The following is an 18,100-nucleotide window of genomic DNA, read 5'->3' as shown; positions in this document are numbered from 1 at the left end:
GTACAAACGGAGCGATTTGCGAGAATCACAGACTAAGCGCCTGTTCTGGCATCTTGCAACGCCAAAACTCCGGGATTCCAAGGCTTGATGGCGGCCAATGATAAAATGATTACCGCCAAAAAACTTAAAAATCGTTTCATTGGTAAAACTTACCATTAAATCAATTATCTATCGACTTTTCTTCTTTCAAAAACTCTTTCCTTATGCCGTCTATCAAATCTGTATGGAATAAAATACCATCCTCCCGCTCATAACTCTGCAGCGTGGCGTAATGAACCGCACTGAGTATAGATGCGCCGGTTAGTTCAAATTGCTCGGCCAGTTCTTTAAGGTTTATTGATGCATCTAATTTTAACCCGGCAGGTAAAGTTTTGTTCCAAAGGTTTTGCCTTTCGGTGGCATTTGGCATAGGAAAATGCACCACGCTATGAAACCTGCGCAGAAACGCGTCATCCAAATTGTTTTTAAAATTTGATGCCAGGATCATTAATCCCGGAAAATCCTCTACGCGCTGCAAAAGATAGCTTACTTCCTGGTTGGCATATTTATCGTGGGCGCTCTGCACATTGGTACGCTTGCCAAATAGTGCGTCGGCCTCATCAAAAAACAATATCCAGTCTTTCGTCTCGGCCTTTCTGAATACGTTTTCCAGGTTTTTTTCTGTTTCGCCTATGTATTTGCTTACAATTTGTGAGAGGTCTATCCGGTAAACGTCTTTATCATATTCTTTTCCCAAAAGTGCGGCGGTCAGGGTTTTTCCGGTACCTGGCGGCCCATAAAACAACACCCTGTAACCTGGTTTTATTTTAACTTTAAGATTTGCATCGCTATTGAATTTGTCGTGATGCAATAACCAAACCCGAATATCATTTATCTGGTTCATGGTGCGTGGGTGAAGCACAACATCATCCCACTGGATTCCGGTTTCAATTTTCTTAGCCGGAAAATCGGGACCGAACCTGGGTGGGCTTTCCTTCCCCAATAAAATCTTGTCAACCCATTCGGGGTTTAATATGATGCGGCCGCTCATCATCGGCTCGCCTTCCTTAACATTTTCCAGCCATATTATACCCTGGCGATGAAAAAAATGGTCCTGGCTAAATAGTTGCTGAAGCCGCACCCGTTGAGTAACATTGGTGCCGGCCAGGATGAACTGCAGGGTTTCGCCGGTTGGCAACATGCTGCGGTGATTAGTGGCTTTTACCCCGCCAATTTCCGGAAAATCGCCACCGTTGGGGAGGTGCTCCAAAATAACAGACTCGAAAAAGTTGGGCTGCACATGCGGAATCAGTGTGATCATTACAGTTACCCAGGCTTCATGGTCATTAATATCAGGGATAATTGCTAAAGGATCATTGCTTAACTGGTAACCATGCTGATCATACCATTTTACTACATCAAATGGGATGTTGTTAAAATGTGCTTGTACCCGTTCTGATACCAGGTCGCGACATAGTTTTATGGCTGTTTCAAGGCCCGGCGGCGTAATCTTTTTTAGCTGATGGATCATCAAAATAAAGGTATCGATTTTAAGAGAATTAACATAAATTGATTAATGATGCGGCGGTGGTGCGGCGTGTTTGGTCGTAGTGGTGGCCGGTCTGTCGGTGCATTCCTCTGTGCCTATTTTCTCTAAAAACGGATCCAGCTTTTTACTGAGCAAATTGGCTGCAGTTTCGCGGTCTTTTTCAATTTTATCGTGAATGGGCTGCACAAATTTTTTCAACTCGGCCTCTGTATAGCAACCTGTAAAGGTAAATGGCGTATTAACTGTACCATTATAAGTATTAAACGCGTTAACGTGCTCCTGTTCGTGGTTGGTTAGCTTGGTATCAATAAAGGTTTGGATCTTTTCTGTTTCGCAAGGGGTGTGCCCTGGCGGAACTGTAGGGAGTTTCACTTTAGGGTCGGCATGAAACTCAGATACCAGTGTACCTTTCAGCGAAACACAAGGAGCTTTGCCGCAAGGTTTACAGCCTTTAGTCCGTTCGGCTGTAATATCGGTGGTGGCAAAAGTACCATGATCATAATTTGCAGTGGTAAGCCCCTCAACCTTAACATCCCCGCCATGAGCAATCTGGTTTGATGTAGAAGTGCCTTTTCCTGTAACATTGCCTATGCCGCCTTCCAGCTCTGCTTCCGGCAATGTGGTTGAAGGTATGGTAGCTTTCCGGTTTATGCCATCCGATTGTTGCATAACATGTGTAAGTTCATGTGCTAATAGTTTTTTGCCTTCGTGCGTTTCGGTATTAAACTGGTTAGCAGCAAAAACTATATGATTATCCACAGTATAAGCTTTAGCGTTTATGGCAGCTGCCGACTGCTCTGCCTCCGTACCTGTGTGTATCTTGACGTCGCTGAAATCGGCACCCATTGTCGTTTGAAAAAAGTGTTTTGACGACGCAGGCAGTTCGTTGCCCTTACCGCCTAAGTTTGAAATATAAGAAGATGCTGATGTGGTAGCCGGTGAACTTGCAGCGTCAGCTTTACGGTGCACGTCCTTCTCCTCCTTTTTATCCTCCATACGGTGCGCCATTTTTTCGTCTTCTTTTTTATCTTCTTTGCGATGCACACCTTTATCTTCTTTTTTATCTTCCATCCGGTGAACAGTTTTATCTTCCTCTTTCTTATCCGTCGCCCGGTGCACTTCCTTATCCTCCTTTTTATCTTCCATGCGGTGCACAGGCTTCTCTTCTTCCTTTTTATCGGCAGCGCGATGAACTTCTTTTTTATCTTCCTGTTCGCAATGGTCGCATTTACGCTGCACATGCTGATTTTGGAAAAAAGCCTGCTTTTGAGGATCGCCAAAGAAGGATTGCTCCTGGCTGGCATCTTTCTTAAAAAACTTGCTGTCGTGCGCCGCGGGAGCCTGGCGGCGACGGCGACGGTATATTACTTTATTTGCCATGGCGGTTTATTTAAGTTCTTAAAATACAAAAATTGGTATCTGCACTATTTTTCATGTTTGTTATAATTATGGTGTTGTGGGCGGTGCCGGGGTTGCCGGGGAGCCGCCTGGAGCCTTTAAACTTGCTATTTTAGGATCAAAATAAGTTGCCCTAAAAGTATCAAGTTCACTTTGCTCAAGTATCTGTTCCCTCGGGTAAAGATTATTGGCTTTCCTAAAGTCGTTCCATTTATCGGTTGCAATGACAGCGCCGAGCATTTCCCTGGCCGATCGGAATAGTTCGGCCTTTACCCTGCCCATTTTTGTACCAAAGTTTTTCTTCAGCGTTTTAAGGTGTGTGTTCGGGTTAATTGCATCGGGTCTGTAAGCTTCTCTGTTACCTTGGAACGATTCCCAGTTTTGAATTGAAGTTGGAACAACTGGTATATCATTTATCTTATTATTTTCAAACTCAAATAGCCGTTGTTGCTCAAATGGCAACTTAAGTTGTGCTAATTCACTTATCCCGCCAGTCGCAGGTGTTGTACCTAAATGATCAATACTTGCCCGGTTGTTTACATCTGCGTAGAAATCATTCCATGTTTTAGGTGCAGTACCAGCCAATGCAAGAGTAGCTCTCTGCTGCAAAACGTTTAGCGGGGTGTATGATCCTCCGCTTGGGTCTTGCAAGAAATAAAGACCTGGATCTGTATCTGCTATGTGTTTATTATTATTTACAGCGTAGCTAAAATTATACTCTTTCTTATAGTCAGGGTCGGTGGTAGGCAGTGGTGTTGTGCCATCAGCCTTAACTTGTTTTACGGTACAATCCAGGCTATCAGGTATGCTGGCTTCGGCAGTAACAATTTTGCGTTTTGCCTCAACTACGGTAGCCGCCGACGTTGTGTCGGCAGCCAGCAAACCTAACAAGGTAGTGTTTGGAGATCGGTTATAATTTACTTTCACAGTATAATCAAGTATTAAATTCTTTTCTACTGCTTTTTTTACTTTGTCTTCAACGTTGTTTTCATGATCAGGATTATTGGCGGTGTTAGCAAGAGGAGTCAGGTTGCTCCATGTACCGCCATCCCCATGCACATTATTATTGAGTAAATGGCCTGCCACATAATAGGTATTTGATCCACCAGAAGTTCGCTTCCGTAATAATAAATCCGTAAAGACAGGGTGCTTCGCGGTAACTGTAGATCCACTCACTCCCAGTTTGGTTAGCGGTGTAACGTGCATATTTGTACCAAAACCAGTGCCTGTAAGTGGTCCATAAGTTGGCAATGGTGTAACAGGCAAGGCTTGTTCAGCTGTGCTAAGGGCATCTCCATCCTTTACATCCTGTTTAATTGAATCCAGTTGCTTGCCAACCTCAGTCCTGATGGCATCAGCAGGGGTGCCGCCGGCAGTAACCACTGCCCTGTTTGTTTTAATATAATCTACCAGGACTGTATTTTTCGATTCGGCTGTCTTTAGTGAATTATCCTGTGCCGGTGTTAAAGGTTTGGTTGTAAGGGCCCTTCTCTTGGTAATCAGCAAAAGCATATCCATTGGTTCGATACTGGCTACTTTTATTTTAGGAGCATCCGCCGTTCCTTCTGTTGATATTTCATGGTGCTCGCCATTTTCGAGCGTAAAATCTTTCTTATCCTGCCACCAGTTCATTACAGAAGCTACCGCATTTTTCCCCATTTCCAGCAGCTTGCTACCCAGGTCAACCGCTTTATTTATCAGCCAGGTTATAGCTTCATCAACAAGCGCACGGGCACTCACTATCAACTCGCCAATACGGTGGCCTATCCCGCCAAGGCCAACCTGGTTGGCCAGGAAGCCTATCACTATAGGCATAGCCCGGTGCAGCGCGCCTTCAAGGAAGTTAGCTGCCCTTGCGGTGTTACCGCTGGCAATTTCAACCACACCTTCCACAAACGAATTGACAACCTGCAACATTTCGCGCAGGTATTTTATAAATGATTGTATGGCCTTGTAAAGAGCAATAGCGCTGTTAATAACCGCCATTATACCCGTTGGGTCAAGCATAGAGAGCAGCTTGGCCGTAACCTTATTAACAATTTGCTCCATTACCCAGTTTTTAACACTACTGAGCACGGTGTCCCAAAGATTAGTCAGTTGTTCTTTTATCTTGTCCCAAATAGCCTCGATACCCCGTTCCTGTACATCCTTTATAAATGTCCATATGCCTTCAAGAGTATTGATTACACTTCGGATCTTGGCAACTTTTTGCGGGCCAATTTTTGGATGCTCGGCAAGTTTCTTCCAAATGGTTTCCATCGATAGGTCAAGCACTGCCAGTATCCAGGTAATTACTCCCCGTAAGGTAGTATCCTTAAGTTCGGGTACGCCGGCATCCTTCAACTCACTCATTAGCCAGCCTGTGAGCCCGAAAATGAGGTGCTCAACAATATTGGTAAAGAACTGCGTAAAGCCTTCTTTAATTGCTTTCAGCAAATTTTTGAGGAAGCCAATCGGATCTCGCTTAATCATTTCTATCGCCAGCATGGCTTTAGCTATAATGTTGCGGATCAGGTCGGTTGGGAAGTTCATGATCTGCATGATCACATCGATCACAATTTTGATGATCTCGATCACAAATGCTATTAACCGCGCTATCGGCTCACCAAACCTGTGAATAATACGCTGGAAGGCTTCTATCGGGTGAATAAGGTCATTTAAGCTGAACGAATGCCACAGATCGATAAACAACTGTATAATCGATTCCGGCGTCATGTTCAGCCGCTCTACTGCGGCGTTAACGCGTTGCGTCGTCCGGTCGATGGCTCCGGATTCCTTCATCTGGTTAAACTGCTCTTCGCCGCCTTCCATCAGGCTCATGAAGCCATGGATCACATTCTCGGTATTTCGCGGAACATTTGCTTTCGTAAACGGATCTTCGCCAATAATAACTGTAACCAGGAAATAGCCCCGCTGCGTACGCGCCCATGCCGAGAGGCGCACCATCAATACCTCTTTTATAAACCGGAGTATTGCGGCACCCACTTCGGTTACAAAATCCCATACCTTGCGTACCGGCGCCGCAAAAGTGTTATAAATCTCATTGAAAGTATCTATCGGATGCATCAGGCTGTTGATAGATACGTAGTCCCAGATATGGGCAATGCCGGCTTTTATGTCAGTATAGGCATTGCCAAATATCCGGATACCCCGGTCGATATAATCTGCAACCTTTTTAAAGCTGCCCGTTTCCTGCATCTGCCGGCGCTGTTCGCGGCCTTCTTCGCCGCCAAGTTCCAGCAATGCATTCAATATGGTTGTGCCGTTCCTGTCTACATGTTCATCGGTTACAGGATCTTGTCCTAAAATAACACACAGTAACGGATAGGCCGTAGTATGATCTTTGATAAACGATACCAGTTGGTTAAGCAGGAAGCGTTTAACAATGGCCAGCAACTCAGTCGCAGCGTTTACCGCAAAATTGATGATGCTGGTTATGGCATCATGTATAATGGTTCCTATCCGCTCAAATATCTGTTGAGGGTGCGCAAGGTCGGCAAGCGAAAGGTGGTTCCAGAAGCTTTCAACACTATTCTCAATCCCCTGTACTACCGATGTAATGGCAGCTATTTGTGTATCAACCCATGCTTCGGCAGTTCTGAGTGCGCCAAGTTCTTCAAGTTTTTGGTGCAACAGGCGGCCACCCGGCATAATATCAAATGCGGCCTCAATAAAGTTATGGCCATTACGCTCAACCTGCTGATTGGTTATAGGGTCTTCGCCCAATACCACGCGCAGGGCCATATAGCCCGGTATGGCCATTGCAAAATCGCGGGCCTGGTTAAGTAAAAATTCCTTACCGGCTTCCAGTCCCTTGGCTACATAATCAACCGCCGAATTAATGACAGATAAAGCGCTATCAAACCATGAACATTGAATCTTTCTATCCGCCTTAAGCTGAACATCCGGCCCCTGCGGCTCATTGTGCGCCTCTTCACCATCTTGTTTTCGTTGTATCTCGTGGCTATGCGGCTCATAGTGTGCCTCGTTCTCCTGTAAGTCATCTTCATGATGGCCCGGCTCTTCCTTAGCTTGCACAGTGGGTGCAGCCGAAGGGCTATGTGTAAGCGCGCCGGCCGTATTAACGGCCCAGTTGCTTAGTTCGGGTTTGGCATGTACCTGTGTTTCTATGCTATCATCGGTGCTTTCTGCATCGCCGGAGGTTGTATCTTCTTTGCGGTTTACGTGGAATATTTGCTGCCGCATCTCCCTTAGCGTCTTTGGTTTTTCTTCAGCAGCAGTATCGCCCGAGCCAAGCTGCCCGTTCATCAGCATCAATGGATCAAAAAATGCTGTCCAGCTCTTTAGCGGATGATCCTTAACCTGGATTTGGGCGCCAAGGTTATTCTCGCCTGATGTATTTCCATTTATAGTGGTAACTGTATCGCCAGTGGCTTTCTCCACCAGCGCATAGTGCGAAAATGCATTCCGGTAGGCTATATCGCCGGCTTTTGGAATATAGCCCGGCGGATACGCAGCGTTAACATCAACTGCCGGCGGCCCGCCTATTTCCCATCTCCTTAACGGTACACCGCCTTTGTGCAAACTCCAGAACGCGAAAATACCACACCAACTTGGCATAGCATCCCTAACGTACGGACCGGCGGCCGGCCTTGGGTTTGCAGGCGGCAGCGCATTATCAATTTTTCTTTCTTTTTTAATATCGCCTTCGGAAACGGCACCCTGCGAACCGGGTTGCCCTTCGGCAACAACTTTATCCTGGCCCAGGGTGGTTTTAAAATATTCAACAAGCCTTTGCCAGCCCGTACGGAAACCATCGGGACCAGCCTCATTTGCATTTACTTTACCTACTTCGCCTTTGGCTTTGGCTACGGCATTATTTAATTGAGAGGGCACAGGCCTGTCATGAGCCTGGCGTTGTATAATGGGTTTTCGGGATACAGTGCTTCCCTGGGCAGGTTGAGAGACGCTGCCTTGCTGTATAGTATGTGTAAGCTCATGCGCAAGCAATAAGCCGCCACTATCAGTACCGGGCTGAAATTTGCCGGTATTGAAATAAATATCGCTGCCATGCGTAAATGCCTGGGCGTTTATGCTGCTGCTTAAGGTTTCGGCTGTTGCGCCGGTATGAATACGCACGCCGCTGAAATCGGTATTGAAACGCGAGTTCATGCTTGCCATCGTGTCAGACGGCAAAGCGCTGCCATTCCCCTTACTTGAGGAAAGTGACGATTCAAAGCTGGAACTTGCTGCCGGCGGCCCGCGGTTACTTTCGGCCTGGCCGGGGCTGCGGCATAATGGGAGTGATTTTAATGATAAGTGGCCTTCACTATGCTGACCGGATGGTGCATTGTCGCTGTTATCCGATACAAATTCGTCACTGTTGCTGCTACGCTGCACAAACGGCATTAGCCTTGGGCTGATGATGGTTCCCTGCTGTTTGCATTGCAGCGAAGTGATAGAAGGGGTTTCCAGTTTGGGGTGCACTGTATGTTCTTCCTCTTCTTTCCGTTGCAGGTCTTCGTCCTGTTGAGGGTTGGCATTAACCGGGGCGGCTACCGGTTCCGGCATGCGCATTACCTGGTCGGCCACCTGGTCGGCTTCTTTTTCGTGGGGATCATCGGGCGTGCTTACAGATAATTTGGGCTGAACAGCAGCACCACCAAAAAATGCTGGTTTATCATTCGACTGAAAAAACGAAGGCTCCTCGGCCTTCCGGAAAAAACAATTCCCATCCGCCTTTTTTGGGGCGATGTGATTTGTTTTAGCCGTTTTTTCGGTGGTTGATACCATATTAAAAAGTAAAAACTAATGCGTTAAAGCTTAACTATCAATTGTTATATCCTTTTTCGATTTACTAATAAGATTAATTTATACCCACTCAACATATAATATATTTTTCATCCAGGGTAGCTTTACCATGCTGATATGCCAGGGAAGATGTTCCAGTAAAACATCCAGGGAGTTTTGCTGTACTTTAAGGCGCAGGCCGTTATCTTTAAAAGTAAGCTTTCCATCGCGCAGTAAAAATGTGCTGCGCAAGGTGTCATTCGACGTGTTTTTCAAGATCGGCCAGTTAGCTACAATGGAACTAAGCAACTCATCTATCATTGCAACATCGTCGGCGGTAATCATATACCGGTATTTAAGTGCATCTTTCACGTCGAGTCCGCAAAGCAGTTTTGGCAAAACAATTTCGAATTCGGCAAACGCATCAAAACCTTTGCTGATATAATTTAACAGGGTAATTGCCTTGGTTAAATCAGTTATTTTATCATTCTCCACAATACCTGCTTTCCTGAAAAACATGCCTAAATAAGGCGCAATAATTACAAGGCCGCTGTTGTTGATATAGATAGCATCCTTAATTGGAGTGTTTTCTGCTTCTTCTGCTTTTTCCTTTGCGCTATCTGGTTTTCCTGCTTCTGTTGTTTGTAATTTTTTTTCATTTGTGCTACTATCCTGGTTGCCAGTCAATGTTAACGTTGTTTTTAGCTCTTCGTTTTTTATTTTGTTGATCAAGTTCGGAGCATCTGCCGCGAAGGTTTTATTGAAAGAACTAAAGTACAGCCAAAGCCCGGCCATAAAGGAACTTACAAATTGTTTGTTTATCGCGATAAGATTAAATGCCAATTGGGTAGCTTTATAAAGCGATAGGCTTTTCAAAAGACTTTTTTTGTACAAAAAAGAGGTTTGGCGTTTATCAAAGGCTGGTTTTTCGCCGGCAATAAAAGTGAAATAATCCTTTTGCCAGGCTGTGGTAATGGAATTATCAACCCACCCCGGCAACAATTTAAAAAAGTTCCAAAAAGTAGCGTCTTCAAAATCATTACATATGCGGGCTACAACTGTTTCGCGTTTTAATAAGATCAGCAAGGCATCCGCCATACTACCAGGAATTTCACTTTTAACCTGTCTTATTATCAGTGCATTAAGCTGTTGCCTGGTGCTTATTGCCGCCCACCACGGCAAATACCCGTTCTCCAGGTAATACAACAAAGTTTCGGCAAAACGCTTTTCAATAGTTGGTGGTTGTTCAGTGTCATTAACCAAAGCAAGCTTTTCCAGCAGCAATTTTTCCAGTTGCTGCATTATTTTACCGGCGAGCCTATCATTTAGGTCGCTGGCACCAATATTAATTTCGCAAATTAGTTTATCTATTGAAACAACATTTTGTGGCGGACTGTGCTTATCCAGCAAACTTTCCAGCGCAGGTAAAAAATTGTGCTCAACTATATCCTCCGTTGTTTTTTTTATTGCAATACCATCCACGTTGCCGTTATACTGCAATTGAAATGAAAGATTACCAATGTTATTTTCAGTTTCTAAAAACATAGAAAGTCAATACATTTTTTATGCTACAAACAGTTTAATGATTTTCTTTAATACGGCCACATAATTAGTTTTAGTTGTGTTTTCGTTGTTTGACGCAACCCGCTGTATTTCTTCTTTGAGGCCATCGTCCAACTTATTCATTTGGCTAATGGCGATAGCCAATTGTTGCTTCTGGTCTGCTGTTGCTTTTTTAACCATCGCTAAAAACGCTTCGCAAAAAGCGCCGAGCGTATTTAATGCATCGGCCATTGGAACTTTGGCTTTGCTAATGTCATCAGGCTGAATACAGGAGATATGTTCTATCAGTTGCGATAGTATTTTCACCAACGCTGCCGTTAACCCGGCAAGCGCGATGTTTTTTTCAAGCAATTTGGTAAGCATGTCTATCCATTTGGGTATCAGGTCTGTAGCTTTGCGCTTTTTAAATAAGGCTACCTGGTCCTCCATGCTCAATCCATCTGCGCCGCTAAGGCTTTCAAAAAACGGCTTCAATTCGGTAGTTAATACCGGGAAGGCCCTTACAAAAGCCGAATAGTTTTTTGTATCTATTTCTTTCAGTCCGTTAAACTGCTCTAAAATACCGGCTACCGGCAGGCATGTTTTAGTAATTAGCTGCTGCCCTACTACAGTAACAGGCTGTGTTATAAAGCCTTTACACATGTCGGCATTTGATGCCCGTAGAGTAACATTAATGGTTCCCGCCAAGCTAAAGGTCTTAATTGGGTCTCTTTCGTCAGATGTGCCCTGTGTATCAAATATCCATTGAAATTTATCAGCATTTTCGGTTTCATTTATAAACTGAACACTGAAAGGAGAAGTACTGACCGGCGCTGTGGAAAATTTGACAATTGGCGCACTGTATAGTGTTACCTCAACGGTTTTTGGCACCCCATTTAATGTATTTGTAAAAATTACTGGTCTTTTTGCGGTTGGAAACACAGGAACAGAAGACGGCGTAAATATATAAGAACCGTCTGCGAGCTGGTTTACACCATCGCCGGTCACCGTGCCACCATCTGCGCCTACTGAGATTGGGTAAGGTTTAGTATCCTGGATACAGAATAATTTAGGAACTATATCAATCTCGGGCTTGGGTAATTGAACGTTATAATTGATGGTCTTTGGAATACCTTTACAATCGCTGTTATAAACCTCCAGGGTTATCGGGTAATCGCCGTCGGTTGTATAAGTGTGCGGTGGCGGTGTTGCATCGGTAGATGCCGGTGTCAAGTCGCCAAAGGTCCACTGATAGCCGGTAACGTACGCTGGCGACTTATTGATAAATGCAACAGTGCCTGGTTTATCGGTTTGCGGCACAATTGCAAAATCGGCTGTCGGCTGCTGATATACGGTTATATCAAGTTGTTTACTTTTTGTTCCTTTATGGGCAGTAAGTGTAATTTTTTTACTTGCAGCCCCGTTCATCGCAACTTTATTTGCTGTAAATACAAAATTTCCTCCTCCCTGGTCTACAGCTCCCTCGCCATCAACTGTTGCTCCGTCCGGAGTAACTGATATTTGGTAGGGGGTATCGTCATTACTGCAAAAGACAGACTTACTCATACTGATGGTTACATCAGGAGTATTGATTGTGACTTCTTTAGATATTTTATCGTTACAAATGTTATTATTTGATATCGAAAGTGTGATAGTAAACGTACCATCAGAAGTATAGTTATGCGGTGCCGGATCTTTATCAAGTGATGCCTGGTTGTCTCCAAAATCCCATGAATATTTATCGGCAAAAGCAGATGATTTATTGGTAATAGTAACGGTTGTTTCTCCTTCAATAGGCACCGCATCAAAATCAGCTATTGGTTTTTGATAAACAGTTACTTTTGTTGTAATACTTTGGCCGAAAGCCTTATAGGTTAAAGTAATGTCTCGTGCTTTATCTGCAGCAGCAAACTTAATAACCGATGGGGTAAACACAAATTTACCCTCAGCAGTTTTAGAGCTTCCTTCGCCCGTAACTTCACCGCCATCGGGTGTAACCTTAATATCATAAGTTTTGTCGTCTGCTCCGCAGAAAACGCCGGGTGGAACAGCTATGGTAAGCGGTTCGGCAACTTCGTTAACGGTAAATTGTATTGGCGGACAGTCGGAGCAACACATATACGGCAGGTAAAAATCGGCTATTACTATGCCATTCCCTATTTCGGCTACCGCATCTGCCAATGGGCTTTGTGTTGCATTTATACCTTGTAGTAATATTCCAAGTTCATCGAGCTCTGCCTGGTTTTCGGTTTTAAATGCATTAATATCATCAAAGTGCGACGCTGGTCCGGTGTATTCAGGCGCATTAATTTCAAAACCACCTTGAAATTTTGGCGCGTCGGCAATCACTTTACCACCGGTGGCTTCTTCCATATTAATTTGGGCGCCCGCCTGTGGAGCTGCCGGTGGTTGCTGAATATTGGGTGCAGCAAGACCAAAAAGCTTTAAAACTTCCTGCGGGCTCTGGTTGGCTTTTGCAAGCACCGCATCAGCGGCTTGTTCCCTGGCAGCATTGGCAAGCGTGGCAGCATTGGTTGTGGTAGGATCGGGAACCGGGGTTTCATGATAAACCATTACAAAGGTACCGCCCATAGGTACCCCGGCTTTATGCTGTATGCCGGGATGTTTACGCGCAAAATACCCAAACTTTTGCAGCATCATAATGTGCACCCAACGTAAAAGATAATCCTTATAGAGCGCTTCAATCGGCTTTTGAACGCACATTCCTATCAGCTTTTTAAGCTGCTCCAACGTTTCAAGGCTAACACTGTCGTTTTCCGTTTGGTTGCTAAGAGTATCTTTGATATCGGTAGCTATCGAGATCATCCTTTTATAGGCCTCTGTAAAAGCCGCGAAGTCGAAGTTGCCTAATGATGACGTGAATGTTTCAAAGAACTGCTCGATGTAAAGCAGGAAAAAGAAATATATGTTGATGGGTGTAAAACCCTGCTTATCAAAAGAGCGGTACATAAATGCAATACCATCCTTTTTATAATTAGCATAAAATTTTTCAAAGAAAAAGCCAAAGGTAGCAGGCTGTACATAATACCCGGGATTGCATTTAAGTACCAGCGGCACTTTTGAAAGGAGGGTATCGCCGGTAGTGCCGGGCTCGTTAAGCTGGTAAAAATACAGCATCGTACGGCACAGCTGACAAGTAATTTCGGCTATAAGGGTATCGTAAAGGGTATCGATATCCTGGAACTGGCATGGCGTTTTTATTCGGTCGGCATATTTTTCAACAAGCGCGGCAACAGTACTGGTTTTGCCCAGGTCGGCCAACGCAGTTTTAAGCGATTCCAGGTCGGTACCAAGGGCTACCACATCAAAAGGAAGGCGGTTTTTATTTCTTAGGCCTACTATGCTTTTTAATGCTGTTGTATAATTCATCCCTATATGGCCTTCTACCCGTAAAAAATTATAGGGTTCCAGGTCATAATTAAGCGGGTTTAGTACGTAATCGTCTGTGGCATATAAGTTGGAATTATATGATAAGTTTTGATCGGCCTCTCCGTCGGCCGTTTTTTCAATATCCCAATTATCAACCAGGGAACCCGTGCCCTCAACCGGCATATAATAAAACGGGATAGCCTTTTTTGCCAAAGGATATTTCCCCAGGCTGCTCGGCGTTATCCTGATGTTGTTATTTAACTGGCGTGCTTTTAATTGTTCTGGCGTGTACAAATCGCCGAAGTTGCCCGTAACACCATACGCGGCGTAGAAGTTTTGCAGCAAAAGCTGGATGCGTTTAAATAACCAGCGCAGCCGGTTGGTTTGCTTGCAATGGCACTCCATCACCGGCGATGGGATAAAATATTGCCTGTTAACAAGCGGCGGATTAGCATTATCCTGAATGACATTGCCCAACAGTAAATGGAGCCTGAACAGGTTGGCATCGGGGCAGCACAAACTCAGCGCTTCGATACCGGTTTCCCGGAGTTCGCTGTATGCCAGTTCAACGTCGCTGAAAAGATCATAGTAATATTGATAGTTGATGGCCTCCAATTCGGTTAAGCTTCCGTTGTTGAGGAATGCCATATTTGAGCTCAATTGAGCAAACGGATTAGTTGGATAGATATCTTTAATAACCGGCTGCAGGATATTATAGGTTTGGGTTAACGCATTTTGAACGTTATCAATAAACGAGGTTGATAATATTTTACGATAAACATCAAGTACCTGGGCGGTTGACTGTAGTAGGGTAGCGGGTACGTTATATCGCGGCATTTTTAGTTTGGGCAGCGTTTTATAGGCGGTGTCGGAATCTCCGTAATCGGCACCGGCGGTTTTAAGTTTTGCAGCATCGTCGATGCTGATTAGTAAGGGCCTGAAAGTGATGTCGATATTTTTCCCTTTGTCATCGCAGCTTCCAGGATCGCAATTTTTTGCCTGATCCTCCAAAAGCTCAACATACAGCATCACTACTTTATCTTTCAGGTAGTCTTTACTCAGTGGGGTCGCGCCTTCAACCACCGCAGTTTCAAAAAGCTGGGCCAGCTTATAGCGTTGGGTTTTGCTTACGCCATCAACAAACTTTTCGTAATAAAGCGGCTTAAGGGCGTTATAGTCGTTATATTGTGTAAATGTTGTTTTAGGGAAAGTGATCAAATATCCTCCTGATGTTATACCACAACCGGCGCTTATGGTAAGCTGGGTATAACTCGCGTTTACCGATACCTCCAAACCGCATACAATGCCTACTCCAATAAGGTTTGTCCGCGTTAACCTATCCTGCTCGTCAAGATAGTTAAACATATCGTTGAGGTTACTGCTCGTGAGTATTTGATCTGGTACAAACTCAGGATAGTTAAATTGCGTTGGCTGCATGACAAATTATTTTTAAATTAAATAACAGTTTTGTTTAAATAAACACGGTTTTGATCGTCTCCGTCCACACAATCGTGCAATGAGGCTTTAGGATAAATATTTTTTAACTGGCTAAATTCATCTATTAAGCTTTTTAGCTTATTACTTAGCTGCACAGTATCAGGGGTGGCTTTTGCAAGTTCATTTTCCCAGGCGCAGTACAATGTTTCAAAGGTTTGCAATTGGGCGGTTGAAACCCAGCAAATTTTAACGCCTAAATGGGCAGGTATCTCCATCCGTATGGCGTTTTCGGCAAACCGGCGGAATTGCAGGCCTTCATTTGTAAGCCCGTTCGACCCATTCATTACAACAGTTAAGCGGAAGCTATATGGATCCTCATCGCCGCAAACATTGCAATCGGCAGTAATACAGATGGGTAATAACGCATCGCCGGCGGGGATGAGCCCTCCCGGTAAATTGCGTGGCCTTAGTAGTAAATGCTCCACAATAAAAATCTTGTTGGCCTCAGCTACGCCCTTTATAAAAGCTACAATTTTATTTATGTGAGCAGTGGCGTCAACTTTTTTGGCAAAGGATGCTGCGCTTACAGCTACAACCTGGCTGGCGCCGTTTTTAACTATCACGTGCCAAACTGTGTCTTTCTTTACATCGTATTTTGAAGCATCAGTAAGGAGATTTAATAAATTATTGGCATCATATTTCGCCGTTACCCTGGCATCTTCGGGGGTATAATTAAGATAGTTTTTGTTGCTTAACAACCATGCTGTACCATTATCGTCAGTAATATTCCAATAACGCGCTGTGGCATTGCCCGATGTATCAGTAACATCAGTTATATCCAAATAATCGTCAAACTGCTTAAGCCCTAAAACCTGCTCAATGCGTTTTTTAATACCGGCTATGTTGTTGTCGCTGCAAATATTTGATGCATCCTTATAATTATAGGCTTTTGCACGATTACTGCCTGCAAAGGGTATATCTTTTATAAAGGCTATTTTATCCTTAATTAATATCTCGTCGGCAATTTTTTTACTATCGCTGTAGCTGTATAGCATTAGGGCGTAGTCATTAAACTGCTCGCCAAAACGCGCCATAAGGTGATCCAAAAAACGGTTCCGCCTATCTAAAAAAGTGGTTTGGCTTTCGCTGATAGATTGCAGATCGGTTTCTGATATGGTAAATACATCTTCAATGTCTTTTATTATAGAGTTATCCAGTTTGTGGCTGTAATAAGTTTTGTTGATTGCCGTACTTAACGAAAACAGGTCTTTCACGTGGCTTAGCTGCTCCAGGTAGCCGGCAAGTAATTGCTCATAAAAAAGTAAATAAGCCTTAAGTTGTTTTGCCTGGGCTTTGCGCTGGTTAGTTACATTTTGCGGCAGGCCAAAATAACCAACACCATAAGTAAGCGGCAGCGAATATTGTACAGGGTAATAATCTGTTAGTTCGTAATATGATCCCACCGGTACCGGTATAAGATTATCGCCGGCGGAAAATTTGGGCCGTATATTGTTACCTTTAATTACGTTAAGCGTATCATTTAATTCGGCCTTATCCGGCAAAAAGGGCAGGCCATTTTTAAACACCAGGAATTTACTGCCATTAATATACAGCCGCGCCTGTTTACCGGGCTCCACAGGCAAAACCCATGCTTCGCCTTTTAACCGGTGGCCTTCGCTATCATAAGGCGACAATATTAAACCGCGTACCGCCAGTACGCCGGGAATATTCATGAGTATGGCATAAATATCCGACGTGTGTAATTCGGTTTTTAATTGCGCGGCCAGTAATTGCTCATCTTTTATAAACCCGCTGTTTAACGCCGGGCCGTTAAATATTTCATCCACCGAAAAACCGGCTTTCACCATTTCGGCGAGTGAATAAAAATCAACATCAGGGCTAAAATATTGATCGATGAGAAAATATGCCTGTGCTAAAACCTGCTCAATATCGCTTTCGGGGCTTACATCCAAATCGGCACAAACAGCTACATCTTCAGTTTCGACGGCTGTAATGGTGCAATAATCCTCACAAAGATTTCTATGCGCCATCAACGTATCGCGCACGTTTTTTATGATAACAGCAGCAGCTTTAACCTTACCATAATAATTGGGAATAATCCCCTGGTCGGCAATATCATTTATGGCAGTTTTAATATCAGCCAGTTGTATCGCTTTTCTGTCGCCATCACTGTTAAACCAAATAGTAAACGGCACATCTTCCATCAGCTTTTGATTGCCGCCAGGTAAGGTTACTTTTGCAGGATCAAGCGTAATATTAAATGTGGCAAACAGCGGATTGCGCAGTCCCTTTCCCAGGTCGGATTGCGGAATATCGGTATTGTCGCCTTTATTGCCCGATATAAACTTGGTATCCACGCTTTGAACATCATCTGCAGGCACAGTAAAAAATGTCATTGCCGTATCGTCGCCCTCCAGGTTTTTAAAAGATGGCAAACGCATTTCAATTACTGCTGATGAAGTGATATTATTAACCACATCGCTTATAAAACTAAAGGTGTGCAAAATTTTACCGCTGTTTAAATCGCCTGCGGTAACATCATCCTCAAACTCAACCTTTACATCGTACATCCCCTTTATTATAATGGGATGTTCGGTTGCATTATATTGTAACTCACTTTTTAGGCAATTGGCGTATAAAAATATATCGCATGGGCATTTAAGGCAGTGCAACCAGGCATTTTTTACGCCGTTAACATCAATAATCAGTTTGCGATAATCGTTTGTTGTCCAGGGATTTACAGTTAATATGTTTTTGGCGGTGTAAAATGCCTGCAAATCAGGATCGGGGGCCTGTTTAGGAGGTAATGCTAAAATATCTTTTATATCAAATGACGAGCGGTAACCAAGGTCGGTTATGGCATAACATAATGCTTCGAGTATAGTGATACCCGGATCGTGAATATTGTAATCTGTCCACAATTTATTGCCCAGGGCCTCAATATAGTCCATTCCCTGCGCCCGCAGATAGTTGTAATCCTCTGCCGGGGGCGTTTTTGGATTTTTATATATGGTTACATTATCTGCCATCTCA

6 protein-coding genes are annotated in these 18,100 nt (G+C 44.0%); all 6 read right to left on the bottom strand.

The genetic code is table 11. The features are described 5' to 3' along the window. Positions 1 to 160: 160 nt before the first annotated feature. Positions 161 to 1,510: an ATP-binding protein gene (locus ACFGVS_RS18085; protein WP_439695041.1), complete on the bottom strand. Its 1,350-nt coding sequence runs from the start codon at positions 1,508 to 1,510 to the stop codon at positions 161 to 163. Between the two features lie 42 nt (positions 1,511 to 1,552). Beyond that, positions 1,553 to 2,908 (bottom strand): eCIS core domain-containing protein, encoded by a 1,356-nt coding sequence (locus ACFGVS_RS18080; protein ID WP_439695040.1) that lies wholly within the window; start codon positions 2,906 to 2,908, stop codon positions 1,553 to 1,555. Positions 2,909 to 2,974: 66 nt separating this feature from the next. Beyond that, on the bottom strand, positions 2,975 to 8,680 hold the full coding sequence (locus ACFGVS_RS18075; protein WP_439695039.1) for an eCIS core domain-containing protein: 5,706 nt from the start codon (positions 8,678 to 8,680) through the stop codon (positions 2,975 to 2,977). 78 nt (positions 8,681 to 8,758) lie between these two features. Next, positions 8,759 to 10,222 carry a contractile injection system tape measure protein gene (locus ACFGVS_RS18070; RefSeq protein ID WP_439695038.1) on the bottom strand — a complete coding sequence of 488 codons (1,464 nt, stop codon included), beginning with the start codon at positions 10,220 to 10,222 and terminating at the stop codon, positions 8,759 to 8,761. Positions 10,223 to 10,240: 18 nt separating this feature from the next. Then, positions 10,241 to 15,046 (bottom strand): PKD domain-containing protein, encoded by a 4,806-nt coding sequence (locus tag ACFGVS_RS18065; protein WP_439695037.1) that lies wholly within the window; start codon positions 15,044 to 15,046, stop codon positions 10,241 to 10,243. A 17-nt stretch (positions 15,047 to 15,063) separates the two neighbouring features. Beyond that, positions 15,064 to 18,096, bottom strand: a complete 3,033-nt coding sequence (locus tag ACFGVS_RS18060) for a hypothetical protein (protein ID WP_439695036.1) — start codon at positions 18,094 to 18,096, stop codon at positions 15,064 to 15,066. Positions 18,097 to 18,100 lie beyond the last annotated feature (4 nt).

Source organism: Mucilaginibacter sediminis (genome assembly GCF_051903035.1).
Lineage (GTDB): Bacteria > Bacteroidota > Bacteroidia > Sphingobacteriales > Sphingobacteriaceae > Mucilaginibacter.
Note: the sequence above shows the minus strand (reverse complement) of the source record. Positions and strands in the feature narration are given on the sequence as shown.